Genomic DNA, 26614 nt, shown 5'->3' with positions numbered 1-26614 from the left:
ATGACACGCGGCAAGCTCCGGATCTACCTCGGCGCGGCACCCGGCGTCGGCAAGACGTACGCGATGCTGTCGGAGGCGCACCGCCGTGTCGAGCGGGGCACCGACTGCGTCGTCGCCTTCGTGGAACACCACCACCGGCCGCGCACCGAGGTGATGCTGCACGGCCTGGAACAGGTGCCGCGAAAAGAGATCGCGTACCGGGGCGGCACCTTCAACGAGATGGACGTCGACGCCGTCCTGCGGCGTGCCCCCGCCGTCGCCCTGGTCGACGAACTCGCCCACACCAACGTCCCCGGCTCGCGCAACGCCAAGCGCTGGCAGGACGTCGAGGAACTGCTCGCCGCCGGCATCGACGTCATATCCACCGTCAACATCCAGCACCTGGAGTCCCTGGGCGACGTGGTCGAGTCGATCACCGGGGTGCGGCAGCGCGAGACGGTCCCCGACGAGGTCGTACGCCGTGCCGACCAGATCGAGCTGGTCGACATGTCCCCGGAGGCGCTGCGGCGCCGTATGGCCCACGGCAACGTCTACAAACCGGACAAGGTCGACGCGGCCCTCTCCAACTACTTCAGGCCCGGCAACCTCACCGCCCTGCGCGAACTGGCCCTGCTGTGGGTGGCCGACCGGGTCGACGCATATCTCACCGAGTACCGAAGCGAGCACCATGTCTCGGCCATCTGGGGCTCGCGCGAGCGCATCGTGGTCGGCCTGACCGGCGGTCCCGAGGGCCGCACCCTGATCCGGAGGGCCGCACGCCTGGCGGAGAAGGGCGCCGGCGGCGAGGTCCTGGCCGTCTACATCTCCCGCAGCGACGGCCTCACCGCAGCCTCCCCGAAGGAACTGGCCGTCCAGCGCACGCTGGTCGAGGACCTCGGCGGCACATTCCACCAGGTTGTCGGCGACGACATCCCGGCCGCGCTGCTCGACTTCGCCCGGGGCGTGAACGCCACCCAGATCGTGCTGGGCGTCTCCCGCCGCAGGAGCTGGCAATACGTCTTCGGGCCCGGCGTCGGCGCCACCGTCGCCCGCGAGTCCGGCCCCGACCTCGACGTCCACCTCATCACCCACGACGAGGCGGGCAAGGGCCGGGGACTGCCGGTCGTACGCGGAACACGCCTCGGACGCTCCCGGGTCATCTGGGGCTGGCTCGTCGGCGTGCTCGGCCCCGCCCTCCTCACCTGGCTCCTCACCAGCGCCACTTCGGACGTCGGCCTCGCCAACGACATGCTGCTGTTCCTCACCCTGACGGTGGCGGCAGCCCTGCTGGGCGGACTCTTCCCGGCACTGGCTTCCGCGGTCGTGGGCTCCCTGCTGCTCAACTGGTACTTCACCCCGCCCGTCCACACCTTCACCATCGCCGACCCGAAGAACATCGTCGCCATTGCGATCTTCGTCGGGGTCGCCGTGTCCGTGGCCTCGGTCGTGGGCCTCGCCGCCCGGCGCACCCACCAGGCGGCCCGGCTGCGCGCCGAGTCCGAGATCCTCTCCTTCCTCGCGGGGAACGTCCTGCGCGGCGAAACCACGCTGGAGGCGCTGCTGGAGAGGGTCCGTGAGACCTTCGGCATGGAATCGGTGGCCCTGCTGGAGCGGACCGGCGAGACGGCTCCCTGGACCTGTGCCAGCAGCGTGGGACCCCGTCCGGCCGAGATCCCGGAGGACGCCGACGTCGACGTACCGATCGGTGACCACATGGCCCTGTCCCTGCGCGGCCGGGTGCTGCCGGCCGCCGACCGACGGGTGCTGGCCGCCTTCGCCGCACAGGCCGCCGTCGTCCTGGACCGCCAACGCCTGCAGCGCGAGGCCGACCGGGCCGAGGAACTGGCCGAGGGCAACCGCATACGGACCGCCCTGCTCGCCGCCGTCAGCCACGACCTGCGCACCCCGCTCGCCGGCATCAAGGCCGCCGTGTCCTCTCTGCGTTCCGACGACGTCGAGTGGTCCGAGCAGGACCGGGCGGAACTGCTGGAGGCCATTGAGGAGGGCGCCGACCGGCTCGACCACCTCGTGGGCAACCTGCTGGACATGTCCCGCCTGCAGACCGGCACGGTGGCCCCCATCATCCGCGAGACCGACCTCGACGAGGTCGTGCCCATGGCGCTCGGCGGGGTGCCCGAGGACAGTGTGGAACTGGACATCCCCGAGACCCTGCCCATGGTCCACGTGGACCGGGGGCTGCTGGAGCGGGCCGTCGCCAACGTCGTCGAGAACGCCGTCAAGCACAGTCCGCCGCAGGAGAAGGTCCTGGTGTCCGCGAGCGCACTCGGCGACCGCGTCGAGTTGCGCGTTGTCGACCGTGGTCCCGGTGTGCCGGACGAGGCCAAGGACCGCATCTTCGAACCCTTCCAGCGGTACGGGGACTCACCGCGCGGGGTCGGCGTCGGCCTCGGCCTGGCGGTCGCACGCGGCTTCGCCGAGGCCGTCGGCGGCACACTGCATGCCGAGGACACGCCGGGCGGCGGGCTCACCATGGTGCTCACCGTACCGACGGCCCCCGAGCGACATCCGGAGCAGCCGGAACTGCCGGAACTGCCGGCCGCGGTCACGCCCTGAGGACCTCAGACGCCGGGCGGCACGGTTTCGAATTCCCGCTGCAGGCGCCCCGTGTCCAGCCGCAGCCGCCACGCGTTCCGGCGGTGCACGGCCGCCAGCGCGGCCTGGAGCGGGGACGGCGGGACCGTGAGGACGGGGCAGGTGGCGTGGGCGAGACAGCAGCGGCCGACCGACGGCGAGAGCGCGCGGTGCAGCCGGTTACGCCGCCCGGCGCCGACCACGAGGAGGTCGTCCTTCCGGTCGGCGATCCGCACCAGCGCCGGTCCCGGGGCGCCCCGGGCGACGAGCGCCTGGCCGGGCAGCCCGGGGCCCGTACTGCCGAACACGTCACACAGCGCCTTGAGGAGTCGCTCCCGCGCCTGCCGCTCCCACTCCTCAACCATGACGGCCGCGGCCGGGGACCTGCGGGCGGCGAGATCCCCGCCGGGCGGCTCCCAGGCCAGTACCGGCCAGAGCTCGGCTCCCCGGCACCGGGCCTCGCGGGCGGCCAGGCCCAGCGCGGTGAGACTGCCCAGCGAACCGCTCACCCCCACCACGACGCGAGCGGCTGAGGACGGACGGGACTCGGACATCGCTTTCACCGTTCTGCACACTCCGACCGGGGCTTCCCAGTCGGCGATCCTCCTCGGAACCGATTCCATCTCACCTCCGTTCCGAGGCTTTCGAACAGCCCGTACGCCAGTTCTTGGCGCCCTTCTGACGACCTTTTCCATGCCTTCTCACCGGGGCCGTCAGCGTCCCGTCAAGGTCGCCCGGATCGTCGTCAGCGTCCCGTCAGGGCACGTCCGGCAGCCGGAACACAGGGCATAAGCTCGACCACGAGCCCCGGTCCGCCTCCCCGCGTCCGGGGCGTTCCAGACCCCTTGCCCCCGCGTACTACTCATGCCCTTCGGGAAGGGCCATGACGGTGACCGTGGTAGGTCGGCACTGCGAGGCGGGTACGTCCGGGCCGCCGACGGGGACCTCCCCGTCGACATACGGCCCGGCGACCTGCTCGCCGTCCCCTGACAGGCGCGTACCACCGCCGTGCTGCGTGCCCGCCATCGATGTGGTCGTGTGCATGCTGCCGGCGGATGCGGCCGCCGGCGGGTCGGTGCCGTCTGCGGGGTCGTGTGTGTTCATGCTGCCTGGTCCTCCCCTGGAACCGGAGTGCAGATGATCTTGACCTGCAGGCGGCGCCCGTCACCGGCCCGGTCGTCCAGCTCCATCTGGCCGCCCGGGGCCACCTTCTCGGTGACCCCGAGCAGGTAGCGGTGCCGTTGCTGTTCACGTTGGGCCTGCCAGCGCAGGCGCAGCCAGAGTGCCACCAGCGCGAAGACCTTGGCGATGACGAGCGATACGATGGCGGTCGTGGCCGGGTCCATCAGGGATCCCCCTTTTTTTCTTCCTGCGGGCGTGGCCGCGAGGCCAGTCATGAGCTAAGGGGCAGGGGAGCCCATGATCGTGAACTCGCGAAACGAAGATTTTTTCCGGCGGCCTTTCAGAGCCTCACCCGCGCCGCCGACAATGCGCACTGGCATTCGCTCTGAGGTGCAGGTCTCTATGAGACGGTGCGTCCCTTACCCGATCGGGTGATAGCGCCACACCTGTTGCGCGCGGTAGCGTCCTTCGCACTGCTGCTGAGCTGCACTGATCCTCATCGGATCACGCTGCACGACGGTTGACCCCGCTAGAAGCGACGATGTCGCCGTGGTCGGCGCTGTCCATCTTCCGTACGGTGACGATGTCGCCGTCGCAGATCGCCGCGTCGATCATGGAGTCGCCGACCACGGTCAGGGCGAACAGGTCGCCGTCACCCACGACTTGGCGGGGCACCGAGTAGACGTCCTCGACCATCTCCTCGGCGAGTAGCGGTGCGCCGGCGGCGATCCGTCCGACGAGCGGTACATCGGCCGGCGCTTCGCTCCGGCCTCCCAGGTCGGGCGCCCACGAGGGCCTTACCCGGTAGGCGCGGGGGGTGTGCGGGTCACGGTAGAGGATGTAGCGCGTTCCGCCGGCAGCGCGCAGACCACGGCCGTGGCGGAGGCGATGGAGAGAGTGTTCAGCCCGTAGGTGTCCCCGGCGGCGCAGCGGGCACGCCCCAGCCAGCCGCCTCCGGTACCGGTGAGGGGATGGCCAGCCGGGCACGCCGACCGCCACGGCTCCTCGGGCGGCACGGAGAGCCGGTACGCGGGACGGGATATGAGCACGCCCGCACCGCAGCCCCACAAGGCGGCAGCCGTGATGATCAGCAACGTCTCACCGAACGGAGCTTAGGGTCTCGCCGGTGCCGGGCCAGGACGGCACTACCGAGAGATCCACTGCGTCGCTGTCCGCCCTACGCCGCGGACGCGGCCGCGCCGGGCTGCGGGCCGAACCGGCTGGCGAACTCCTCGCGGACACCGGGCGTGCTGAGGAAGAGAGCACTGCCTTCGAGGAACCGCGCCTTGTCGAGCTCCTGGGCCAGGACGCGTCCGGCGTACACCGCCGGATCCTCGTGCCGCTCGCGCGCCTCGCGCACAAGCTGCTCGTAGTGTTCCTCAGCAAGCGCAATGCGAAGTTCCCTGACCATGTCCTTCACGGCAGCCGGGCAACGTCGCCAGAGTTGGGCTCGGCTACCTCGGTGTGCTGCGCTGCTGCGCAACACGTGGCTCGGTCCGCCGAGCGAGCAACCGTCGATTCTCTGTGGAATACGCAGCGCCGGTCAGGATCAGGGCTGGCGCCAGGAACGCAGCCTCTCGGCGATGCCGTACGAGTCCAGCCGCAGGCCCCGGATGTCGTAGATCAGTTCCCGCCAGAGCTCGAACTTTGTGTCCACGCGTTCTCCGGAGGCCTCGAGGTAGGCGATGGCGACGCCATATCCGTACACCTCATTGCGGGCCGGGAGTGGGCGCAGCAGCACGCACTCCTCCAGCATGACCGCAGCCCGCCAGAAGGCGTCGGGATGGTGCTGATCATGCCGGGGCGGGTCGACCCGGTGGCGCTGGGCCATGCCGACGAGGACCGAGAAGTCGTTGACGGTCAGGTCGTCCCGGAGGATGTCCTCCTGGCGCTCGAGGAACCACCGGTAGTCGACGTGCACGACGGGAGGCACAGGTCAGGCCGCCCGTGAGGTGTCGTGCGCGGCGGACGGCAGCCCGCCGAACTCGGCATCGAAGGCGTCCATGACGCCGGGCTCGCTGATCACGCGGCGGAAAGCGGCAGTCGCCGTCTGCAGCGCCCGCTCCTGTTCCTTCTCCCCAGCCACCTTGGCGAGGTAGGCCTTCACAGACAGACCCTCCGCAGCGGCGAGCCCCTGCAGGGTGTCCCTGGTGCTCGTGTCGACCTTGACAGTGGTTTCAGCCATACCCGTAGTATCCCGCACGGTATACGCGCCGCGCTACCTACCTGCTTGCGAGTGCATGCGCCGCTGCGCCCGCTTACGGGCATCACCGAAAGATCACGTCCAGGGTGCTACGCGTGCTTGCTCGCGCCGAACTCGGCCACCACCGCGGCGGGCAGGCCGGGGTAGGGCCATTCCAGGTCCTCGCCCCAGTCCGCCCGCATCGGCAGCGGCATCGTCACGTCCCGCAGCACCATCGCGACGTCGACGGACGTGTCGGAGACCAGCGTCAGCCGGAAGGCGACCAGCGAGTGCGTGCAGACTTCGCGTGCCGGCGCCCGGTGAGCGTCGTGGTCGCCGGTCGTACTCGGCTCTCGGCTCGCCCGGGCCCGGGTGGAACGGGTCACCGGAGCGGAACCCGGTCGCCACTTCCAGCAGGTGGGCCATCCGCAGCTCGGTCAGCTCCAGCCGGCCCGCCTTCAGGTCCTCGGATGCCTTGCGCTGGCGGCCCCGGTCGGCCCCGGTCGGCCCCCGCCGACGACGTCCGCGACGACGGGCGGCACTGCGGATGGTTGGCCAGGAACCGGAAGGTCACCCGCTCGCGGGTGCCGTCGTCCTTCACCAGCTGCACCCGGCCCAGGTGCGGTTCGCGACGCTCGACCGTCCACTCCGTCCCGTCCAGCACCAGTCCGGCGCCGGGGGAAAGGTCCAGCACGGCCGCCGCAGTCACCGGCCCGTCTCCCCGGCGGGCATCACGAGCGAGCGGTCCTGGAGCGGGCCGGCCAGGTCGACGCCCAGCTGCCGGGACCACAGCAGGTGCAGCAGCTGGGCCCGGGCGACCGGCTCGCAGTCCGTTGCCGCCGCGAGCTCGCCGAACTTCCGCCCGCCCGCGGCCTCGGCGAGCAGCACCGGCCGAAGCCCCAGCGGATCGGACCTCAGCCGGCGCCGCGACGCCATCGCGTCCAGCCCTGCGAAGGCATGCTCGCGCCAGCGGGCGGCCACCGCGTAGCGCCAGCCGCAGGCGACGGCGACCTCGGCGGCCGCGGCGAACGACTCCCGGTCCGCCTCCTTGATCAAAGGCTCGGGGCGTACGTCGATCAGCCAGACGCCGCGGCGGGTCACCGCAAGGTAGTCAGGGGTGTGGGAGCGGCGCTTCCCGCAGGTTGCGAAGGCGATCTTCAGTGGCTGCGAGACGACGTCGACCACGTCGCCGGCGAAGTCCAGGGCCATCAGCACCCGGCTCTCCTCCAGGCTCTCCGCGCCGTGGTGACGGCCGGTGCTGGTCAGGAACTGCAGGCCAGGACGGTGCCGTTGGTCCCGGCGCCAGGTGAAGTGCCGCATCGGGTCGCTCGTGAGCACCGGCTCCTGTACGAGATCGTGCACCGAGCAGGACGCATCGTTCCCGCCTGCCCGCCACGAGACCGTCCACCGTCTCGTCCAGCCGTCGCCCAGATCCAGGCCGGACCTGCCCGCGTCGACGTCCGTCGGCACGAAAAGGTCCTCCCAGCTGCACTGATGCGACCAGACGGACCCCGCGTCAGCGGCTTCGACCAGCCTTTCCGACCCAGACCGTGTAGCGGACATGAGCTCATAGAAGCGCCGCGGAGAACCTCAGGCTCCCCGTCTTCGTTTCTGGTGACAGAAAGACTGCTGAATGAGCGTCTGTGACAAGTCGGATGCCTCGTGTGTGACAACCAGGCTGCCTCGGTCGTCCCCATTCGCCAGCTCAGCTGGTGCCGCTGGTGACAACTCTTGAGCTTCGGCTCAACCCGTTGAGCCGAAGCACGATAGGTGTCACAGAGGCGGGCTTGTTGTCACCGGGTTCATGCCAGTGACGGCAGGCCCGCCTCGGGATGGAGGTGCCGTCTGGACGCTTGAGCATGGCCCGTTCGGGAGGCTGCTGTGGGCGGTCAAAGCCGCCCGTACCCACGGCGTGATGGCGGCGCTGACCCAGGCCGGCGTGCGCTGCTGGGCCGGTAAGGGGTATGAGGGCGCCGGCAGCACGGTGCGCGTCCCTACTGCGGCCGCTGGGAGAAGCTCTCCGAAGGCCAGAAGGTCGTCAACGTCTCCCACGCCAGGATCCATCCGGTTGGTGAACAGGCAATGGCACTCTCAAGTCCTGGCGTCTCCTGTGCAAGCTCCGCTGCAGCACCACCCGCATCACCCGTCCTGGGCAAACCGTCCTCGCGCTCCACAAGGGCGGGCGCTTCCGTGCTCCAGTTCGGGAAGCTCGCCGAGGCCTTTGACGCTGTCATCAAACTCCTCAATTTCCCGCTTCGCACTGAACTCTTCTGAGCAGAGCTCTGGATCCGCCAAAGTGGCCCCCATCTCGCGATGGGGGCCACAAGAGGCTAGTGCTAGGGCGTCCAGCACTTACCGGCGCTATCTTCGTCGTTACTCAGGCAACTCGTGCCGTCCCAGTGTGTCGCTATGTTCAGATAGTGATCAGCGTGAATCCCATGCCCAAAAATTTCGGCGTTACTAGTGAAGTTCTCGGTTGCGCCGAAGGCTTGGTTTCCATTTCCATAAGCCGGGATCTGCCCATACCATTGGCACGGGCCATGCAGATCGATCGAGAACCCGGTCGCAGACTGGGAGCAATTCAGGCTGGTTGGCTGCGCATACCCTGGAGTGCCGGCGTACACGCTAAAGCACCACCTGATTCTCACGTTAGCGATGGTGGGAATGCCGTCGTCTGCTTTTGTGCAGAAACTGCCAGGCCCCGTCGATTGCGGATGCATCGTTGCCGGGCGAGTCGTTTCGACATGGCTGAGTTTAAAGTCGCAAAGTGTTGCGACTGCCTTGGCGACAACGTTGGGTGACCAGGATTTTAGCGCCTGCGCCTTAACCTGTTGCGCGCAGGGCAGTAGCGAACCCTTCGCGGATGTCACCTTGACGGAGACGTTGGTGACGATTGGAGCCTGTGTCGTCGCCGAAGCCGGCGCGACTGTGATCACCGTCCCGGTGAACAGCAGACTGATGACTGCGAACGCGCGCAGTATACTGCGTGGTGCCCTCACGGACCTCTCCCTCGTGGCGCTGGCCGGGGTTGCAGTGACGACGCCAGAGGTGGTGAGGCCGGCCGCGATGGCTTCGACTGCCGGCTTTCGGGCGAGATTCACGTGGTCCCCCTGACGATGTGTGCTTGGTGAGTTGTCTCCCATGCAAGCAGCGCCGCCGAGAGGCGTGCGAGCCCCCGTGACGCGCTTTAGTGCATGACGGCTCATTGCGGGGCCGTTGTGCAAGATTGAGGCTAAGAGCTGCCGTCCTAGGTCCGTCCTAGGTCCGTCCTAGGTCCGTTCTTGCGCATTCCGTTCACATCAGCGCATGTGACAAGTCGAATGCCTTGTTGGTGACAACCAGACTGCTTCGACGGGTCCGAATCACCAGCTCATCCCTCTCCGCTGGAGGCCCGTCCGGACAAGGCGGCGCGGGCGGCGGCGTAGGCGTCGATGGGGTCGGACTTGCCGATGCGCGCTGCCATGCTGTTGAACGCCTTCCTAGCCGGAGGTGGCGTCGGCCGGGCGGCTCAGACAGGACATTGAAGGGGCTTCTGGCCAAGCTCCTATCAGGTCATGGTCCGCCCGGCCGGTGCCATGAGAACCAGGCTCCGGCGGCCGGGCAGAACAACGCGAAGACAGCCCAGCAGGGCGCCAGTCAGTGGCAGAGCCACGACCGCCGGAACCCGCGTACGAGTATCAATGTCAGTGGTGGCAGGCAGGATGACGGGCATGACAACACCTGCAGCTGCGATCACGGATGCCGCCGCCTACGCGCAGGCGGTCGAGGACGCGGTGAAGGCGTCGGCCGCCTACTACGCGGGTGGGACGTCGGCCTTGGACGATGACGCCTACGACCGGCTGGTGCGAGGCATCGCCGCGTGGGAGTCCGAACATCGTGATCAGGTGCTGCCCGACTCTCCGACGGGCAAGGTCGCCGACGGCGCCGTGGAGGGCGATGTCCCGCACACGGTGGCGATGCTGAGTCTGGACAACGTGTTCTCGCCGGAGGAGTTCACCGCCTGGACCGCCTCCCTGGCCCGGCGCATCGGCCACGAGGTCGAGCGGTTCAGCGTCGAGCCGAAGCTGGACGGGTTCGCGGTCGCCGCCCGTTACGCCGGCGGCCGCCTGAGCCAGCTGATCACACGCGGGGACGGGACGGCCGGGGAGGATGTCTCGCACGCGATTGGCACCGAGATCGCCGCCCTGCGGGCCGAGCTGCCGTTCGGGATCGACGGGATCGTCATCAAGGCCGACCCGGCCGCCGACCAGCAGACAGCAGGATCGGGTTCGCGCGCTCCGCGGTGGGCGATCGCCTACAAACTGCCGGCCGTCGAGAAGATCACCCGGCTGCTCGAGGCGGAGTGGAACGTAGGCCGCACCGGCATCATCGCCCCGCGTGCCGTCCTGGAACCGGTCGAGATCGACGGCGCCACCATCACGTACGCCACCCTCCACAACCCGGCCGACATCACCCGCCGCGACCTGCGTCTGGGCGACCACGTCATGGTGCACCGGGCCGGCGACGTCATACCGCGCGTCGAGGCCCCCGTCGCCCACCTGCGCACCGGCGACGAACAGCCCATCGCCTTCCCCGAGGCGTGTCCGCGCTGCGGGGCCGGCATCGACACCAGCGAGCAGCGCTGGCGCTGCGAGAACGGACGCAACTGCCACCTGACGGTCCTCGGATCGGGAGAGCAGGTCCGACTTGTGCGGTCGAGTCCTAATTGCTGGTTCCGTAGGCGGCCATGAACATGTCCAGCAGTCCGTCGACCGCGTCCTCGTCGATGGGGCGGGTTGACAGCAGGCTGCGGTAGTACAGCGTGCCGCACAGCACCTCGGCGGCGAATTCCAGATTCGCTTCCGCGGTCAGTTCACCGGTGCGCTGGGCGCGGGTGATTCGGTCGAGGGTGCGCTGCTCGACGGTGACCAGGAATCGTTCGTGCAGGGTCGCCCGCAGCATTGAATCGGCCTGCGCCTCGGCGATGACTGCGCGGTAGACGGGGCCGATCGGCGGGCTGGAGAGGGCGCGGCCCGAGCGTAGGAACTGTTCGCGCAAATCCGCGCGGACGTCCCCGGTGTCGCGGTAGTCGAGGTCGCTGGTCCACACGCGGCTGAGCGCGTCGAGCAGCAGCGCAGCCATGGACGGCCAGCGCCGGTAGATCGTGTGTTTTCCGACCCCGGCCCTTCGGCCGACCGCCTCGATGCTCAGGCCCGCGTATCCGACCTCCGCAGCCAGATCGAGGGTTACCTGCAGCAGCTCTTCGGTGCGCGCGGCGCCTCGGCGCCTCGGCGTGGCGGGCGTGTCGGTCATGCCGCCATCCTAACGGCACATGGCGTGCCGTTGACAATGTCGAGGGCTGCGTGCAGTATTCAGACTCGATCGGCACGTCCCGTGCCGATGTCGGATGTGGCGGCACGTCGCCACCCACGCGCCCAAGATCCAGCACATCAGACCCTCAGAGGGAGATCTGCCATGAGCAGCACCGAAAGCAGCACGCACGAGGGATTCACGGCCGAGGAGCGGGCCGCGATGAAGGACCACGCCCAAGAGCTGAAGAAGGCAGCCCGCCGCAGCTCGCGCGCGGACAAGGCGGCGGAGGCGGAGCGGGACGTGCTCGCGAAGATCGCCGAGATGCAGGACTCGGACCGGATCATGGCTGAGCGGGTCCATGCCGTCATCACAGCCGGCGCCCCGGCCCTCGCGCCGAAGCTCTGGTACGGGATGCCCGCCTACGCGCTGGACGGCAAGGTCGTGTGCTTCTTCCAGAGCGCGGAGAAGTTCAAGGCGCGCTACGCGACGCTCGGGTTCAGCGACCAGGCGAAGCTGGACGAGGGCACGATGTGGGCGGCCGGTTTCGCCCTGACCGAGGTGACGGCCGAGGTGGAGGCGCGGATCGGTGCGCTCGTGAAGCAGGCGGTGAGCTAAGGCGCGCCCGGTGAACGGGCTGGGCCTGTGGCACCTTGGCGTGCTCGGCGGCCTGGCGCTGCTGGTACAGCATCTGCTGCGCGCCTTCACTGACGACGTCGAGGCGCCAGGCTGACCACAGCAGGTGGCAAATCCTGCCAACTACATGCTCAGTCGCAGATGTGACGCGCCGTCCGGGTGCCGCTTCGGACGGCGCGCGTGCGCCAGGCTGGCCGATGGCAGAGCGAGTGCGGGTCCGCGAGATCGATGACGCCGAGGGCAGACGGCTGCTGCGGATCATCCGCAGGGGCACCGGGTCGGTGGTGACCTGGCGGCGGGCCCAGATGGTGCTGCTGTCCGCCCAGGGCATGCCCGAGGCGAAGATCGCCGAGGTCACGTTCACCAGCGCGGACCGGATCCGGGACGTGATCCACAACTTCAACACCGACGGCTTCGACTCGCTCTACCCCAAGTACAAGGGCGGGCGGCCCAAGACCTTCAGCCTCTCGGAACGCCGCGAGATCAAGAAGATCGCCAAGTCCAAGCCGGCCGAGCACGGCCTGCCGTTTTCGACCTGGAGCCTGGCCAAGCCGGCCGACTTCCTGGTCTCCGAGGGGGTGGTCGACGACATCAGCCACGAGGGCCTTCGGGTCCTGCTTCGTGAGGAGGGCGTCTCGTTTCAACGCGTGAAGACCTGGAAGACCTCCCGCGACCCCGACTATGCCGCCAAGAAGGCCCGCGTCGAGCACCTCTACGCGATCGCCGACCGCGAGGTCATACCCGAGGAAGGCGAGCCCGAAGTCATCTTCTGCATGGACGAGTTCGGCCCGCTCAACCTCCAACCCCACCCAGGGCGGCAGTGGGCCGAGCGCGGCGGCCGGCACGACAGGGTTCAGGTCCGGCGCATAGGCGGGCAGCAGGAACACCGTCAACCATTTGCGCTCGGCGACGAGTCGGCGCATCTTGTGGGAGACGTGGGTGCTGAGCCGGTCCCACGCGATCAAACCGGCCACGGACAGGCGTCCGAACGCCGTCCGCTGATGGTCACCTGCGCAGTGATCCCACGGCGGCCCAGGTTCGTCCCTTGGGCGGCCTGCGGGTGAAGCCGGCTTCGTCCTCGAAGCAGATCCACCCTCCGCAGGCCGCCCGGGCTCTTTTGCCTCTGTCCAGGTCACCTCCTTCCATTGCGCGACTGCCTGCTCATCCCGCTCCGCCACCCGCCGGGCGGGGATCTGTGCTGTGAAGCCGAGCCGGTGCATCAGCCGGGTAGCGCCAGAGACGCTGCAGGAGACGTGGAACTTCCTGCCGATCAGCGTGGCCACCCGGGCCGCGGTCCACACCTGGTCCTCCACCCAGCCATGGGCGGCCGGGCCCTGCTCCAAGTACTGGGCCAGCTTCCGCAGGCAGTACGGAGACAGGCGACACCGCGATCCACTGGGCCCCCGCGAGGCGAGGGCCTCCTCGCCTCCGTCCCGCCAAGTCTGGCGCCACTGGTAGGCCGACTTCCGGCTCACCCGCAGCCGCCGCGCGACTTCGGTCGGCTTCACCTTCTGGGCGAATAGTTCCGCCGCCTGCTTCCGCACCACCTCTCGGTGTCGGCGTGCCTCCGGCGTCAACCCGCCCCCGTCCGCATACCTCACACACCACGGATTACCCGGTCCGTTTCCCCCAGCGCGCCTACCGGTGCGAAGACCACCGGTGATCGCACGGACCTCGAAAGACGGATCCGAAGGGCCGTTTACGGCGACCCACCACCGTCCAACGCACGTTGCGCCTCACCCGGTGAGAATCTCCGGGAAGCGCTCGGCGCTGATGTTGCTGCCGGAGACGACGACGCCGATCCTGCGGGCAAGCCGGTCCATTTGTTGGGCCCGGAGTGTGCGGCCAGGCCGTCGCCGCCGGCTTCGATGACGATCTTCATGTGCGGGCTGGACCGTCGCCGGTCAGTGCGAGTCGGCGGGGACGGGCGAGAGCCGGTAGGCGCCCTCATGAGTGACGACACGGCCGGCGGTGGGCGGCGCGAAGTGGGTGCCCAGGACGAGGGTGTCCGTGCTGGCGAGCGAACCGAGCAGCTTGCGGCGCGAGGCCTCGGACCGCTCGGGCTCGATGTCGACGCAGGCGCCGATGGTGGGGTTAGCGAGCTGGACGGGGTGGTGGATGCAGTCGCCGGTGATCAGTGCCGTATCTCCGCGGCTGGTCAGCCCAAGGGCGATGTGGCCGGGGGTGTGCCCGGGGGTGGGGATCAGCCGCAGGCCCGGGACGACTTCGACGCCGTCTGCGGGGACGTCGACGAGGTCGAGCAGCCCCGCCTCCTCCACCGGGATCACGGAGTCGCGGAACATCTGCTTGCGCGCCTCCTCCATGTCGTACCCGGCCCAGAACTCCCGCTCGACGCGCGAGGTGATGTAGCGGGCGTTGGGGAAGGTGGGAACCCACTCTCCGTTCACCTCGTGCGTGTTCCAGCCGACGTGGTCGGCGTGCAGGTGGGTGAGGATCACCAGGTCGACGGAGTCCGGGGGGAATCCAGCCGCCGTGAGGCGCTGAAGGTAGTCGGTGTTCAGGTTGTGCCAGGCGGGGTTGGCCCGCTCCTTGCCGTTGCCGATGCCGGTGTCCACCAGGATGCGCAGCCCGCCGACGGTGAACGCGAAGCTGTGGCTGTCGATGTGCAGGACGCCCTCGTCGTCGGCGAAGTGGGGGCGCAGCCAGTCCTGCCCGGCGACGACGTCCGGGGTGGCGCCGGGCAGCAGCCACAGTCCGGTGGCGGGCGGCAGGAGGACCTCGTCGATGCGGTGGACCGTGACGTCGCCCACGGTCCAGCAGGGGATGGCGGTCGGGTCGGTGGTCGGTGGAGTGCTCATGATCGGTTGTTTCCTTTGGTCTCGTTACGGAAGGTCGTTGTGTGCGTTGTGGGCTGCCCTGCGTCTCGACATGGCGAGTGCTGCCAGGCCCGCGACGGCGAGCAGAGCGGCGGCTACGGCGTAGGCGTGGGCGGCGGTGTTCAGCCCGTAGTGCTGGGTGGCGGCGCCCGCGGCGATGGCGGGCAGGCTCATGGACAGGTAGCTGAGGACGTAGTAGGCGGCCAGGGTCGCGGCGCGGCCCTGCTCGTCGAGTGGGGCGAGCATCATGCGCAGCGCCCCTTGGGAGACGGCCCCGAAGGCGACGCCCGCCAGGACCGCGCCGCCGTAGACGGCGGGCAAGCCGGAGCCGTGCAGACCGAGCAGGCTCAGGGCCGCGGACGGAATGACGGCCAGGCTTCCGCCGGTGGCGGCGGCGCGCGGCGCCGTGCACCGCAGTGTCCACACGGTGAGCGTGGCCGCGGCGGTGAGCACGAAGAAGACCATGCCGCCGGCCGCCTGTGAGGCACCGGGGGCCACGAGGTGCACGAGCGCCGGTCCGAGGCAGGAGTAGAAGCCGCCCAGGGCCCAGATGGCGACGACAGCGGTGCCGACCGCCAGCAGGGCGCTGCGTGCCGGCGACGGCACGGCGAGGTGAGGGCGCAGCGACCGCAGGGCACCGGCGTGTGCGCGGGCCGTCTCCGCGGTGAACGTGACCGCGATCGCCTGGGCAGCGAAGAGGACCGCCAGCAGGACGTACACGGTGACCGTGGGCGCGGGGGCGAAGCGGACGAGGAGGGTGGAGGCCAGGACGCCGGCGGCCATGCCCGCCACCGGGGCGATGCTGTTGGTCAGGGCGGACCGGCCCGGGCGCAGGGGGTCCTGAAGGTCGAGGAGGGCCGCTCCCGCGGCGCTGGTGGCCGCGCCGGTGGCCGCTCCCTGCAGGATCCGGGCGGTGATCAGCGCTCCGGCGCCGTCCGCCGAGGCCAGCAGCACCATGGAGGCGGCCTCCAGCAGCAGGGCGCCCACCAGGACGGGACGCCGCCCGAGGTGGTCGGAGAGCGCACCTGTGGTGAGCAGCGCCAGCAGCAGCGTCAGGGAGTAGGCGCTGAAGACCACGGTGATGGTGAGCGCGGACAGGTCCCAGGCGTCCTGGTAGTGGGGGTACAGCGGCGTCGGCGCACTGGATGCCGCGAGGAGGGCCGCCAGGATCGAGGCGTCCAGGACGAAGGACGCCGCGCGCTTGGCGGTCTGGGTGCGGGCTCCCGGATGGCTGGATTGCGCAGGTGCGCGGGGTGTGACGGTGGACATGAGATTCCTCGGGGCTAAACGCAATGGGTTTGCATTAATGCACCATAGGCTCTACCGTCGGCTAACGCAAACTCTTAGCTTTTGGTCGGGAGTTGCTCCACCCCTCCAGCCCTGAGGAGAGAGAAGTCCATGTCCTCCGCTGAACTCACCCCGCCGGAAGCGGCCCGCTGGGCCGCCCGCACCGGGCTCCCACTGCCGGCCGACCGCCACGCCGCGGTCGCGGCCACCGCCAACCACATCCACTCCGTCGTCGCGGTCCTGCGGGAGCTGGACTTCGGGGACACCCCACCCGCCTCCGCCTACCGCGCGGAACAGGAGACGCACGATGCAGCCGTATGAACTGTCCCTGAGCGCAGCCGCCGACGCGATCCGGGCCCGGCGGCTGTCCCCCGTCGAGCTGGCTGACTCCGTCCTGGAGCGCATCGAACAGGTGGACCCGCACCTTCAGGCCTACGTCACCGTCACCGCCGAGCACACCCGCCGGGCCGCGCGCGAAGCCGAGAACGAGATCGCGGCCGGCCGCTACCGTGGTCCGCTGCACGGCATCCCGATGGGCCTCAAGGACCTGATCGACGTCGCCGGCGTGGCGACGTCGGCCAGCTCCCGTGTCCGAGCCGACCACCGCGCGCAGGCCGACAGCACCGTCGCCGCACGCCTGTCGGCGGCCGGAGCCATCCTGGTCGGCAAGACCCACACCCACGAGTTCGCCTACGGGCTGACCACCCCGCAGACCAACAACGCCTGGGACACCGGCCGGGTCGCCGGCGGCTCCAGCGGCGGATCCTCCGTCGCCGTCGCCGCGGGCACCGCCACCTTCACCCTGGGCACCGACACCGGCGGATCGATCCGGGTGCCCGCCGCGCTGAACGGGGTGGTCGGCTTCAAGCCGACGTACGGCCTCGTCCCCCGCCACGGCATCACGTCCCTGTCCTGGTCACTGGACCACGTCGGCCCGATCACCCGCACCGTCGGGGACGCGGCCCTGGTCCTGGCGGCCCTGGCCGGACACGACCCCCGCGATCCCGCCTCCCTGACCGCACCCGGCACGAACTACCGGCCCGTCGCGGATGCGGACCTGACGGGCCTGCGCGTGGGCGTGCCGCGTACCTACTTCTTCGACCACGTCGATGCTGAGGTGGAAGCCGCCGTACGGCGCGCGATCAACCAGCTTCGGGCCCTCGGCGCACGCCTCGTCGACGTCGAGATCCCCATGACCCGCTACATCCATGCCACTCAGTGGGGCCTGATGGTGCCCGAGGCAACCGCCTACCACGAGAGCACCCTGCGCGCGGTCCCCGAGCTGTACCAGGCCGACGTCCGCATGCTCCTCGAGGCCGGCGAACTGATGCCCGCCGGGGACTACCTTCGCGCCCAGCGCGCCCGCACGCTCATGCGGCAGGAATGGGCGCGCATGCTGCAGGACGTCGACCTGGTCGCCGCCCCCACCGTCCCGGCAACCGCGGTCAAGGCCGGCCAGGAGACGATCACCTGGGCCGACGGCACGGTCGAGGGTGTCTCCGACGCCTACGTACGCCTTTCATCCCCTGCCAACATCACCGGGTTGCCGTCCCTGTCGGTACCGGTCGGCCACGATGCGGCGGGTCTGCCGATCGGCATGCAGCTGCTCGGGCGACCGCTCGGAGAGAGCGTGCTCCTGCGAGTCGGCCACGCCTACGAGCAGACCCAGCCCGCCCGCGAGCTCGCGCGCGCAGCCTGAACGAGTGCTTCCGGCCCGGCCGAACCATTCCATCCGGGCCGAAGGCGCCGCTCTCGCAGGCGTGCACGAGGTGGCGGTGCGTACACGGCTCGTGGCGAGAAGGTCGTCGAACAAGTGGCCAGTTCGTCGCACGGAGGTGGACGGTTCGCTAGACGCAATGATTTTGCTTTAAGGTGGGTTCTATGAGCAGGCAGATGGTGCGCCCTGGTGGGCGCAGCGCCCGGGTCCAGGCATCGGTCCACGCCGCCGTACACGAACTCGCGTCGGAAGTGGGCCGGGACGCCCTGACGGTGCCGCTGGTCGCCCGGCGTGCGGGTGTGACGCCGTCGACGATCTACCGCCGCTGGGGGGACCTGCAGGAGCTGTTGTCGGACGTAGCGGTCGAGCGTCTGCGGCCCGATACCGCGCCGGGGGACCACGGTGCCCTGGCATCCGACCTGACGGCCTGGGCCGAGCAGTTCCTCGACGAGATGGCCTGTCCCGCCGGTCGTGCCTACATCCGCGACGCCCTGCTCGGCGACCCGGACGGCAGCAACGCCGGCCAGTGCTCGGCCTACGCCGCCGACCAGATCGGCTTCATCCTCACCCGAGCAGCTGGACGTGGGGAGAAGACGCCCGACGTCGAGACGGTCATCGACCGCGTCGTCGCGCCCATGATGTACCGCATCCTCTTCCGTCCGGACGGACTCGACGCCGCGTACGCGCGCCGACTCGTGGCAGAGATTCTCGGCCCGACCGGCCCGTGACCAGGTGATCGCACCGGCGTGCCCCGCTGGCAGTGCCTCCGATGCCCGCGCCTCGGAGGCCGGGGCGACCTCGCCGCGCGGGGCGGGTCAGCGCGCGCCGGCTCCAGCCCGTCCAGGCGCGGCATGCGGACGTCCATCAGGACGACGCCGGGCCGGTGCCCGTGCGTGACTGCTGTCGGCCCGACCGGCCTTTGTCCGGCGGCCGGGCATGTCGTGCCGTCGGCCCAGGCAGCTGATCATCCCGAGCGAGAAGCCGGTCTCTTCGGCCAGCTCGCGGCAGGTGCGTCCAGCGGCTCGTCGGGCGCGGAGCCAGTCGAGATCGATCTGACGCCAGCGGGTCGCTTTGCCCTCTCGTTTCACAGTCTTGCCCACGTCGTAGCGGGTGGTGGGCCCTCGGTTCTTCGAGCCAAGTGGTCTTCCAGGGCCGGGAGTCGAGGGTTTTGGTGCGCGGGCTGGACAGTGCAGATGGGGGCGGAGGTTCCGAAACCCCGGCGGACTCGGGCCGGGGTGAGCCGGCCGGGCTCGGCGGGCTTCTCCCACGGGCGTCGCAAGTCGGCGGCGGCGTCGCGCAGAAGTCGGATCTGGGTGTGCGCGGCGATGATCAGCCAGGTCCAGCGCTCGCCGGCCTCGGGGGTCCGCAGCTTCGGACGGGTCCACCCGAGGGTCTGTTTCATCAGCCGGAAGGTGTGCTCCAGGTCGAATCTCCGTAGGAACGCCTGCCAGCGCACGTCGACGTCCTCGCTGTTCAGGCCGGTGGCGGACGACCACAGCCACAGCGGCAGCGGCTCGTGGCCGCCGGGCAGGCGGTCTACCTGGAGGCGGATCGGTGTGCCCTCGATGATGGGGAGTTCGCCTGCGTGGTCGATCCACGCGGAACGGGTGGTCAGGCGGGGGTGGATGCGGTCCCAGGCCATCGCGCGGGCGGTGCCGTATCGGTCGGTGACCTGCACGGTTGCCGCGTTCGGCTCGCCCCAGGTCTCGGGCTTGGCGAAGCGGAACTCCTTGCCGTGCTTCGGCGGTCGCCCGACCTGGGGGCAGGACAGGGCGTACTCCTTGAGCGAGGGCGTCGGCCGTCGCATGACGCGGTCGGAGCGCATCCGTCCCAGCACCTCGACCGGGAGGCCGTCGAGGAGGTGGGCCATGCGCGGGGCGTCGTAGCCGGCGTCGAAGACAATGAGGATGTCGCGGTCGCCCAAGTGCCAGCGGCCCATCTCGATCAGGTCCTCGACCACACGGCGAAGCTGGGTGGCGGTGACCTCGACGACGTCGTCCTCGGGGCCGAGACGGACGGCGTCCAGGAGCTGGCACCAGGACGTCCGGCCCGATTCGAGGGCGGCGACGAACGAGTACGGCCAGCCGGGAATGAACTGGTCCGAGCACCGTCCGCTGCGGCCGTAGACGTGGCAGAACAGACGGTCCGCGCTGGTCGGAGCGTCAGGGCGCAACCAGTTGCTGGCGTCGACAGCCAAAACCAGGCGCCCGTCGGCGGCTCGCGGCATCGGCAGACCGGCCAGCACCTGCCGCAGTCGGGGCACGTCCACGTTCCCGTGGTTCAACGCCTCGTACATGGCGCCGTGCCCGCGCCGGTGCTCGGCCACCAGCGTCAGGTCTACCGGCGACGTCACCGGACCGTCCGCGCACAGCAACGCGTCCACGAGCTCGAACAGCTCGTCCCGCGCGCGGTCGGACAGTCGAATAAGTGGTCCCGAAAGCGTGAGGCGTTCGCGAACGCCTCCGCCGGAACAGCATCAGGCAGCAGACTCACCCTTACGGCCTTCGCACCGGTCAAGTGCCTCTTTGGTCGGAGCACATGATCGTGCGGAGGCCGCCCGCATGTCCGTTGAACAGCCCAATCAGAGATCAAGTTCGAGTGATGTTTGAACGCCGGTGAGCAGGTCAGGCGGCAGCCAGCGAGGCCTGGATGCGGCTGACGGCACGCAGGATCTCGTCCCGGTTCTTCGCCCGCCTGATCCATGCCGGGAGACGGGCCACCAACGTCATCTTCTGCCCGGTGTCGTACCAGGGCGCTCGTTCCCGCAGCGGTGCCTGGACGAAACGACGGATCAAGTCGAGATGTTCGAGGTTGTACGCCCACAACCACCCGTGCCGGGTCTCAACCTGGAGCCACAAAGGCATACCGAAGTACGGATCCGTCGCGGGTTGAGCTGTGCCGGCAGGGAGCGCGACACGACGGCCGCTCCACACTCGACACAGTCCGCAGCCACGGCAGACCAGACGTCGCGGCGTGAACAGGATCCGACCCCCGGGATCAGAGTCTTCGGGCGCTGGAACGACACGAGCGGCCTTCTCGCAGCCAGGACACCGCACAATGATCAAGCTGATGAAGTCGTACTCGGTGCTGCACGGATCCCGGAACCGCCCAAAGAACAAGGCCATGCGGTGAGTGTGCAACTGCTTCGCAGAGCGGCGCATCCCGATTCGACCGCTCACGCTCAGGCCCGCCAGCAACCCGCCATGGACGGACCGAGGTTAAAGAACAAGCTCAGTACCTGTTCCTGATCCATACATGCCAAGCGGCAGCAAGCTGCAAGACACACACCCGCCCTCCTCCCCCGGGATTACGGCACTTCCCCGATGCCCGGCCGGAGGACCTGCCCCTAACCTGCGAGTACACCGCAAGGGGGGAGACGACATGAAAGCGGTCGTCCAGGACCGGTACGGCCCACCGGCCGCACTGGAACTCAGGGACGTGGACCAGCCGGTGCCCGGCGACGACGAGGTGCTGGTGCGGGTGCGGGCCGCCGCGTTGAACGCGTACGACTGGCACCTCATGCGCGGCGACCCGTACGTGGCCCGCCTCGCGCTGGGGCCGCGCGCGCCCCGGGCCCGGATCCGGGGCCGGGACTTCGCGGGTGAGGTGGTGGCGGTCGGCCGGAACGTACCGGATCTCCAGCCGGGCGATGAGGTGTTCGGCGAGGTCGATGGAACGTTCGCGGAGTACGTGTGCGTTCCGGACGCGTGGGTGGAGCGCAAGCCCGCCGCCCTGACCTTCGAGCAGGCGGCGGCCCTGCCGCTGGCTGGGAACACGGCCCTGCGCGGACTGCGCGACGTTGCGGGGCTGCGGCCGGGGCAGCAGGTGCTGGTCAACGGCGCGTCCGGCGGGGTCGGCACGTTCGCCGTGCAGATCGCCAGGGCGCTCGGCGCGGAGGTGACCGGTGTGTGCAGCACGCGTAACGCCGAGCTGGTCCGCTCGCTGGGGGCGGACCACGTCGTCGACTACACGCGGGAGGACTTTACGCGCGCCGGGCGGCGGTACGACGTCGTTCTCGACCTTGTGGCCAACCACGGGATCTGGGCGCTCCGGCGCGCCCTCACGCCCACCGGGACGCTCGTCCTGGGCGGCGGGGGCAGCCCTGGGCAGTTCCTCGGGGCTCCCGTGCTCATCCTCAAGGGGGTTGTGCTCTCTCCCCTCGTTCGCCAGCGGCTGCGCCCGCTGATCGGGCCGGCACCGAGCAAGGCGGTGCTGGCGGAGCTGCGGGAGCTGGCCGACTCCGGGAGGCTTGCCCCCGTCATCGACCGGACCTACACCCTGGGTGAGGCCGCCGAGGCCATCCGGTACCTGGAAGAGGAGCACGCGCGTGGAAAGGTCGTCGTCACGGTCTGACCGGGTCGGCCCTCCACGGATGTGCCCCGCGGCGACGCGCGCCGCGGGGCACATCCGGATCCGCTCACGTCTCCGCGGCCCTTGCATACTCCTGGGCCGTGCCTCCCACGAGCTCTTGCACCACGACCTGTTCGACGCCCAGACCCAGGCGTAGTGGCCGGGCCGGCACACGAAGACGTCGCCGGGGCCGACCCCGCCCTCGCCGCCGTCGTCCATGCGCAGGCACATCCCTCCCTGCACCACATGGCCGTTGTGGTGGATCTGGCAGGTCTCGGTGCCCGCGATCGAGCCCGTGGACTCCGACCAGCGCTGATGCGGCGGGCCGGCTCGTCTGGGCTTCACCGGCCCTGCCGGGCACGGCGGACGACCTGATCGCGGCTCGAACCCACGGCATCATCGAGGCGTTGACCAGCGCAGACGTGATGGCCTTCGCGGATAAGGGCCGGCAAGGTGCTCGCGGCAGCGTGCGCACTCCGTTCAAACAGCGCCGCTCCAGGCCGAATCTGTCATGCCGTCAGCAGGCTGCGAACCGGGCCCACGCGAAGATCCGCGATCCGCGCCCGCGGCGAACCAGCGATCGCCACGCTCCAGACTTGGAAGATCTTGGCCAAGGTGCGCTGTTTCCCACGTCGCGCCACCGCAATCGTGCACGCCATCCTCGTCCTGCACGCAATCGATCACGCCATCGATCGAACCGCCATACCGGCTGAAAAGCCTCAAGGTCAGGCCGGATCGTCCGTCGTTTCCGCCTGGTCAGGACGGAAGATTTCCTCGATGGTCAGGCCGAAGACGTCGGCGATGGTGAACGCCAGAGGCAGGCTGGGATCGTACCGCTCGGTTTCGATGGCGTTGATGGCCTGCCGGGAGACTTTGCACCGGTCGGCCAGGTCGGCCTGGCTCCACCGGCGGGCTGCACGCAGTTCGCGTAGTCGGTTCTTCACAATGCGCCGTCACCGGTTCAGGCGGGTACGCAGGTCGGCGATCGTCATCCAGATTGCCACGCCGCCGAGGAGGATCAACTGCGCGAGCTGATGGAGCTGGATGATGCCTGCGGCATCGAGCAGGGTAGCCACTTGCAGCCCCACGAGGACTGCGCCGAACGCGATGGCCATGCTCTCCAACTGGATCCTGCGCAGGTATTCGTCCGCGCGCCGGAATGCCCGCAGCAGCACCCAGGCGATCGCGAGGGTGAAGACGATGGTGGCCGCGATCCACCAGGCCCTCTGGGCGGTGCTCTGATGGGGGTTGCTGCCCAGCGCCAGGGCTGTCACGCCCAAAGTGGACACCGGTATGCCGTCGATGAGCACAGCGCGGCGGGCCGCGCGCGTCACCTGGTCCTGCTGTACCTGCTTTGCCATGCGATGAATGTAAGGTGTCCTTTCCATCAAGTCAAGCGACCTTGACTTGATGGAAAGGACACCTTACATTTCGGCGATGTTGAACGAGAGACGGCTCCTGACCCGCCGAGCGCTGCTCGGTACCGCCGTGGCGTCAGCCATCGCTTCCGTCCCGATGGCCACCGCGGCATCCGCCCAGTCGCGACCCGCCGCAAACTCGCTGGTCGCCGCCAACCCCACACCGACTCCGGTGCGCCTCACCCTGCCCGCACCCACCGGTCCGCACCCCCTGGGCACGGTCTCGTTGCACCTGGTCGACCGGGCACGTGTCGATCCCTGGCAGGATTCCCGCCCATCTCGGGAACTCATGATCCAGCTCTGGTACCCGGCACGCGCCGCCCATGGCCACCCGCCCGCGCCGTGGATGTCACCCGGCGCCGTCACCTGCTTCGAGCGGGAACAGGGCATCCCGCCCGGCACGCTGCTGCTGCCGACCACGCACGCCCACCTGGCCGCTCCGGTGGACCCCGGCCGGTGCGGGAGGCCGGTCGTCCTGTACTCACCGGGCCTGCGCAGTGACCGCAGCCTCGGCAGTGTTCTGATCGAGGAACTAGCCAGCCACGGCTACCTGGTCGTGGCCATCGACCACACCTACGACGCCGACCAAGTCGAGTTTCCCGGCGGCCGGATGGAAACCTTCGCCATTACCGGCGACATCGACGACGCCCTGATCACCAAGGCCCTCGCTGTCCGCACCGCGGACACCCGGTTCGTGCTGGGCCAGCTCGCCGCGCTCAACGCCGGACACAACACCGACGCCGGACGGCGACCCCTGCCACCCACCCTCGCCGGCGCGTTTGACCTGTCCCGCGTCGGCATGCTCGGCCACTCCCTCGGCGGCGCCACAGCCGCCGCAGCCATCCGCGCCGATCGGCGCCTGCGGGCCGGCGTCAACCTGGACGGCAGTCTCCTGCCACCCGTCACCGCCGGCACCGACCGGCCATTCCTTCTCTTCGGAAGCGACCCCAGCCCAGGCCCGGAGGATCCCAGCTGGGATCAGTTCTGGACCAGCCAGTACGGCTGGAAACGCGAACTGGCTCTCATCGGCTCCACCCACACCTCGTTCACCGACCTGGAAACACTGCTACCCCAGGCCGCGCCCGCCCTCGGGTTGACACCCAGCCAGGTGATGCAAGCAATCGGCACCCTTGACCCGCACCGCGCCATCCACGCGCAACGCGACTACGTCCGAGCATTCTTCGACCTGCATCTACGCCACCTCGACAACCACCTGCTCCAGCGCCCATCACCCCGCTACCCGCAGATCCGGTTCCTCCGATGAGACACCCGCCGTCCCCGCACCACGGTTGCCCGCGGACTTCGGCATCCCCTGGCGCACCGTGTTCGGCTACTTCGCGCGCTGGGCGAAGGCCTGCGTGCTCAAGCGCATCCTCGATCGGCTGCGCCTGCGCGGCAGCCGCTGCCCCTGACCGGTCCGTGTGATCATCGACGCTCAGTCCGCCAAGGGCGCGGAAACCGTGTCGAAATCCACGAGCGGATGGGATCAGGGAAAGATGATCAACGGTCGGAAGCGACATCTCATCGTTGACCAAGACGGCCTCCTGGTCGACCTGCTCGTCACCCCAGCCGACGTCCAGGAACGCGCCGCCGCCCGAACCCTGCTCACCCCTCTCCCACACCGGCACCCCGAAATCGTCCTCGTCTGGGCCGACAACGCCTTCGGCGGCGAGGACTTCACCACCTGGGCGCAGGACACCCTCGGCATCAGTGGTCGTTTTCTCCTGTTGTTTCATCCCCTGATGCGGATTTGATCCGGTGATGTCGGGTCGTGCCAGGAGATGTGGCTTCGCTGGTGAGCGGCGGGCCATGAGGTCGGTCATGGCCAGGTGGATCATGGCTGCGGAGCGGGCCGGGAGGGTCTCGTAGTCGCGGGCCGGGCATCCAGGGATGAGACAGGCGCAAGCCTCCTCCAGCCCCAACCGTCACCCCCTTCAGCCCATAAGAACCGACCGACTCCGCAGCCCCCACAGCACCACACCATCACGCGCAAGAAAAGGCGTGATAACGGAACATCAGAGATAGAAGCGACCTCTTACAGTCCCTCCCGCCGCGATCTCATCAGGGTGACTGGATTCGGGTATACGTGAGGCTGTTGCTGGCGCCGCCGGAGGTGGTGACCGTGACCTGGACAGGGCCCGCACTTCCCGCCGGGGCGGTGGCGGTGACCTGCGTGTCGGAGACCACCGTGAACGACGCGGCCTCCATGGTGCCGAAGGTCACCGCGGTGGTGGTGGTGAGGTTGGTGCCGGTCAGCGTCACCGCGGTCCCAGCGGAGAGCGGCCCCTGGCTGGGACCTGCGGACGTGAGGGTCGGCGAGGGAACGTAGGTGTAGGGGAGGCTGTTGCTGGTGCCGCCCGGGGTGGTGACCGTGACCTGGACAGGGCCCGCGCCTCCCGCCGGGGCGGTGGCGGTGACCTGCGTGTCGGAGACCACCGTGAACGACGCGGCCGCCGTGGCACCGAACTTCACCGCGGTCGCCGCCGTCAGGTTCGTACCGGTCAGCGCCACCGCGGTCCCCGCGGAGAGCGGCCCCTGGCTGGGACCTGCGGACGTGAGGGTCGGCGGGTTGAGGAAGAAGTAGGGGAGGCTGTTGCTGGTGCCGCCCAGGGTGGTGACGGAGACCTGGACGGAGCCCGCGGCCCCCGGCGGCGAGACGGCGGTGATCTGAGTGGAGAAGACCACTGTGAACGACGCGGCCGCAGTGGCACCGAACTTCACCGCGGTCGCCCCCGTCAGGTTCGTACCGGTCAGCGTCACCGTGGTCCCCCCCGAGACCGGCCCCTGGACCGGAGCCGCGGACGCGAGGGTCGGCGCGCTGACGTAGAAGTGAGAGAGACCACCGCTGGTGCCGCCGGGGCTGGTGACCGTGACCTGGACCGGGCCCGCAGCCCCCGGCGGCGAGACGGCGGTGATCTGGCTGGCGGAGACCACCGTGAACGACGCGGCAGCCGTGGCACCGAACTTCACCGCGGTCGCCGCCGTCAGGTTCGTACCGGTCAGCGTCACCGTGGTCCCCCCCGAGACCGGCCCCTGGACCGGAACAAGCCCGCTGAGGGTCGGAGAGGGCACGTAGGTGTAGGGGAGGCCGTTGCTGGTGCCGCCCGCAGTGGTGACCGTGACCTGGACGGAGCCCGCGGCACCGGGCGGCGTGACGGCGGTGATCTGGGTGGCGGAGACCACCGTGAACGACGCGGCAGCCGTG

At 69.5% G+C, this 26614-nt stretch carries 25 protein-coding genes and 8 pseudogenes; 13 read left to right on the top strand and 20 right to left on the bottom strand.

Features of this window, described 5'->3' with window-relative positions; all coding sequences use genetic code 11:
- Positions 1-2553 carry an ATP-binding protein gene (locus ACH4UM_RS34240; RefSeq protein ID WP_398188104.1) on the top strand — a complete coding sequence of 851 codons (2553 nt, stop codon included), beginning with the start codon at positions 1-3 and terminating at the stop codon, positions 2551-2553.
- A 5-nt stretch (positions 2554-2558) separates the two neighbouring features.
- On the opposite strand, the gene ACH4UM_RS34235 is transcribed toward ACH4UM_RS34240, so the two are convergent.
- The 9 genes and pseudogenes from ACH4UM_RS34235 to ACH4UM_RS34195 all read right to left on the bottom strand — a co-directional run bounded on the left by ACH4UM_RS34235 (position 2559) and on the right by ACH4UM_RS34195 (position 7345).
- A complete protein-coding gene (locus tag ACH4UM_RS34235) occupies positions 2559-3125 on the bottom strand; it encodes a universal stress protein (RefSeq protein WP_398188101.1) in 567 nt (188 codons plus the stop codon).
- A 304-nt stretch (positions 3126-3429) separates the two neighbouring features.
- Entirely contained in the window at positions 3430-3675 is a 246-nt protein-coding gene (locus ACH4UM_RS34230) for a hypothetical protein (protein ID WP_398188098.1), read from the bottom strand.
- Positions 3672-3917, bottom strand: a complete 246-nt coding sequence (locus ACH4UM_RS34225; RefSeq protein WP_398188095.1) for a hypothetical protein — start codon at positions 3915-3917, stop codon at positions 3672-3674. Before ACH4UM_RS34225 ends, ACH4UM_RS34230 begins: the two co-directional genes overlap by 4 nt.
- Positions 3918-4224: 307 nt before the next feature.
- Positions 4225-4530: pseudogene (locus tag ACH4UM_RS34220) on the bottom strand (LexA family protein); the annotation flags it as partial.
- A 340-nt stretch (positions 4531-4870) separates the two neighbouring features.
- Entirely contained in the window at positions 4871-5104 is a 234-nt protein-coding gene (locus ACH4UM_RS34215; RefSeq protein ID WP_398188092.1) for a hypothetical protein, read from the bottom strand.
- Between the two features lie 138 nt (positions 5105-5242).
- Positions 5243-5614, bottom strand: coding sequence for a toxin Doc (locus ACH4UM_RS34210; RefSeq protein WP_398188089.1), 372 nt, complete (start codon positions 5612-5614; stop codon positions 5243-5245).
- Between the two features lie 15 nt (positions 5615-5629).
- Positions 5630-5878 carry an antitoxin MazE7 gene (locus ACH4UM_RS34205; protein WP_180686620.1) on the bottom strand — a complete coding sequence of 83 codons (249 nt, stop codon included), beginning with the start codon at positions 5876-5878 and terminating at the stop codon, positions 5630-5632.
- 107 nt (positions 5879-5985) lie between these two features.
- Positions 5986-6261, bottom strand: coding sequence for a hypothetical protein (locus ACH4UM_RS34200; RefSeq protein ID WP_398188086.1), 276 nt, complete (start codon positions 6259-6261; stop codon positions 5986-5988).
- Positions 6262-6580: 319 nt separating this feature from the next.
- The gene (locus ACH4UM_RS34195; protein ID WP_398188083.1) at positions 6581-7345 is read right to left on the bottom strand and encodes a TnsA-like heteromeric transposase endonuclease subunit; all 765 of its coding nucleotides are present in this window, start codon (positions 7343-7345) and stop codon (positions 6581-6583) included.
- Positions 7346-7739: 394 nt separating this feature from the next.
- On the opposite strand from ACH4UM_RS34195, the pseudogene ACH4UM_RS34190 reads away from it, so the two are divergent.
- Positions 7740-8100, top strand: a pseudogene (locus ACH4UM_RS34190) (IS5/IS1182 family transposase); the annotation flags it as partial.
- Positions 8101-8211: 111 nt separating this feature from the next.
- Here the strand turns inward: ACH4UM_RS34190 and ACH4UM_RS34185 are convergent.
- On the bottom strand, positions 8212-8976 hold the full coding sequence (locus tag ACH4UM_RS34185; RefSeq protein ID WP_398188080.1) for a hypothetical protein: 765 nt from the start codon (positions 8974-8976) through the stop codon (positions 8212-8214).
- Between the two features lie 609 nt (positions 8977-9585).
- Here ACH4UM_RS34185 and ACH4UM_RS34180 point away from each other — a divergent pair.
- Positions 9586-10530, top strand: a pseudogene (locus ACH4UM_RS34180) (hypothetical protein); the annotation flags it as partial.
- Between the two features lie 46 nt (positions 10531-10576).
- Here the strand turns inward: ACH4UM_RS34180 and ACH4UM_RS34175 are convergent.
- Positions 10577-11167 (bottom strand): TetR/AcrR family transcriptional regulator, encoded by a 591-nt coding sequence (locus tag ACH4UM_RS34175; RefSeq protein ID WP_398188077.1) that lies wholly within the window; start codon positions 11165-11167, stop codon positions 10577-10579.
- A gap of 162 nt (positions 11168-11329) precedes the next feature.
- Here ACH4UM_RS34175 and ACH4UM_RS34170 point away from each other — a divergent pair, with 162 nt between their 5' ends.
- Positions 11330-11782 carry an iron chaperone gene (locus tag ACH4UM_RS34170; protein WP_398188074.1) on the top strand — a complete coding sequence of 151 codons (453 nt, stop codon included), beginning with the start codon at positions 11330-11332 and terminating at the stop codon, positions 11780-11782.
- A gap of 215 nt (positions 11783-11997) precedes the next feature.
- Positions 11998-12645, top strand: a pseudogene (locus ACH4UM_RS34165) (helix-turn-helix domain-containing protein); the annotation flags it as partial.
- A gap of 186 nt (positions 12646-12831) precedes the next feature.
- Here ACH4UM_RS34165 and ACH4UM_RS34160 read toward each other — a convergent pair.
- The 3 genes and pseudogenes from ACH4UM_RS34160 to ACH4UM_RS34150 all read right to left on the bottom strand — a co-directional run.
- Positions 12832-13344: pseudogene (locus tag ACH4UM_RS34160) on the bottom strand (winged helix-turn-helix domain-containing protein); the annotation flags it as partial.
- A gap of 360 nt (positions 13345-13704) precedes the next feature.
- Positions 13705-14619, bottom strand: a complete 915-nt coding sequence (locus ACH4UM_RS34155; RefSeq protein ID WP_398188071.1) for an MBL fold metallo-hydrolase — start codon at positions 14617-14619, stop codon at positions 13705-13707.
- A gap of 24 nt (positions 14620-14643) precedes the next feature.
- Positions 14644-15906 carry an MFS transporter gene (locus ACH4UM_RS34150; RefSeq protein WP_398188069.1) on the bottom strand — a complete coding sequence of 421 codons (1263 nt, stop codon included), beginning with the start codon at positions 15904-15906 and terminating at the stop codon, positions 14644-14646.
- 129 nt (positions 15907-16035) lie between these two features.
- Here ACH4UM_RS34150 and ACH4UM_RS34145 point away from each other — a divergent pair, with 129 nt between their 5' ends.
- The 3 genes from ACH4UM_RS34145 to ACH4UM_RS34135 all read left to right on the top strand — a co-directional run bounded on the left by ACH4UM_RS34145 (position 16036) and on the right by ACH4UM_RS34135 (position 18369).
- On the top strand, positions 16036-16245 hold the full coding sequence (locus tag ACH4UM_RS34145; protein ID WP_398188066.1) for a hypothetical protein: 210 nt from the start codon (positions 16036-16038) through the stop codon (positions 16243-16245).
- On the top strand, positions 16232-17623 hold the full coding sequence (locus ACH4UM_RS34140) for an amidase (protein ID WP_398188063.1): 1392 nt from the start codon (positions 16232-16234) through the stop codon (positions 17621-17623). The genes ACH4UM_RS34145 and ACH4UM_RS34140 overlap by 14 nt, the downstream gene beginning before the upstream one ends.
- 182 nt (positions 17624-17805) lie before the next feature.
- Positions 17806-18369: a TetR/AcrR family transcriptional regulator gene (locus ACH4UM_RS34135; protein ID WP_398188060.1), complete on the top strand. Its 564-nt coding sequence runs from the start codon at positions 17806-17808 to the stop codon at positions 18367-18369.
- A 351-nt stretch (positions 18370-18720) separates the two neighbouring features.
- On the opposite strand, the pseudogene ACH4UM_RS34130 reads toward ACH4UM_RS34135, so the two are convergent.
- Positions 18721-20134, bottom strand: a pseudogene (locus tag ACH4UM_RS34130) (NF041680 family putative transposase); the annotation flags it as partial.
- A gap of 131 nt (positions 20135-20265) precedes the next feature.
- Positions 20266-20766: a hypothetical protein gene (locus ACH4UM_RS34125; protein WP_398188057.1), complete on the bottom strand. Its 501-nt coding sequence runs from the start codon at positions 20764-20766 to the stop codon at positions 20266-20268.
- A gap of 256 nt (positions 20767-21022) precedes the next feature.
- Here ACH4UM_RS34125 and ACH4UM_RS34120 point away from each other — a divergent pair, with 256 nt between their 5' ends.
- Entirely contained in the window at positions 21023-21994 is a 972-nt protein-coding gene (locus ACH4UM_RS34120) for an NAD(P)-dependent alcohol dehydrogenase (protein ID WP_398188054.1), read from the top strand.
- Positions 21995-22058: 64 nt separating this feature from the next.
- Here ACH4UM_RS34120 and ACH4UM_RS34115 read toward each other — a convergent pair.
- Positions 22059-22312, bottom strand: a pseudogene (locus ACH4UM_RS34115) (cupin); the annotation flags it as partial.
- On the opposite strand from ACH4UM_RS34115, the pseudogene ACH4UM_RS34110 reads away from it, so the two are divergent.
- Positions 22303-22672: pseudogene (locus ACH4UM_RS34110) on the top strand (transposase family protein); the annotation flags it as partial. The pseudogenes ACH4UM_RS34115 and ACH4UM_RS34110 sit on opposite strands and share 10 nt — an antisense overlap.
- A 44-nt stretch (positions 22673-22716) precedes the next feature.
- Here the strand turns inward: ACH4UM_RS34110 and ACH4UM_RS34105 are convergent.
- Both ACH4UM_RS34105 and ACH4UM_RS34100 read right to left on the bottom strand, forming a co-directional pair.
- A complete protein-coding gene (locus ACH4UM_RS34105; RefSeq protein ID WP_398188051.1) occupies positions 22717-22935 on the bottom strand; it encodes a helix-turn-helix transcriptional regulator in 219 nt (72 codons plus the stop codon).
- 9 nt (positions 22936-22944) lie between these two features.
- Positions 22945-23352: a hypothetical protein gene (locus tag ACH4UM_RS34100; RefSeq protein WP_398188048.1), complete on the bottom strand. Its 408-nt coding sequence runs from the start codon at positions 23350-23352 to the stop codon at positions 22945-22947.
- 76 nt (positions 23353-23428) lie between these two features.
- Between ACH4UM_RS34100 and ACH4UM_RS34095 the strand changes: the two genes are divergently transcribed.
- Genes ACH4UM_RS34095 through ACH4UM_RS34085 form a run of 3 tightly spaced genes read left to right on the top strand, consistent with a single transcriptional unit; the run spans position 23429 to position 25163 of the window.
- Positions 23429-24673: an alpha/beta hydrolase family protein gene (locus tag ACH4UM_RS34095; protein WP_398188045.1), complete on the top strand. Its 1245-nt coding sequence runs from the start codon at positions 23429-23431 to the stop codon at positions 24671-24673.
- Between the two features lie 25 nt (positions 24674-24698).
- Complete coding sequence (locus ACH4UM_RS34090; protein WP_398188043.1) at positions 24699-24821, top strand: transposase; 123 nt, start codon at positions 24699-24701, stop codon at positions 24819-24821.
- A gap of 9 nt (positions 24822-24830) precedes the next feature.
- Positions 24831-25163 carry a transposase gene (locus tag ACH4UM_RS34085; RefSeq protein WP_398188040.1) on the top strand — a complete coding sequence of 111 codons (333 nt, stop codon included), beginning with the start codon at positions 24831-24833 and terminating at the stop codon, positions 25161-25163.
- Between the two features lie 307 nt (positions 25164-25470).
- On the opposite strand, the gene ACH4UM_RS34080 is transcribed toward ACH4UM_RS34085, so the two are convergent.
- A partial coding sequence (locus tag ACH4UM_RS34080; RefSeq protein ID WP_398188037.1) for an IPT/TIG domain-containing protein occupies positions 25471-26614 on the bottom strand: 1144 nt, incomplete at its 5' end.

This window comes from Streptomyces sp. NPDC020801 (assembly GCF_044334385.1).
Lineage (GTDB): Bacteria > Actinomycetota > Actinomycetes > Streptomycetales > Streptomycetaceae > Streptomyces.
Note: the sequence above shows the minus strand (reverse complement) of the source record. Positions and strands in the feature narration are given on the sequence as shown.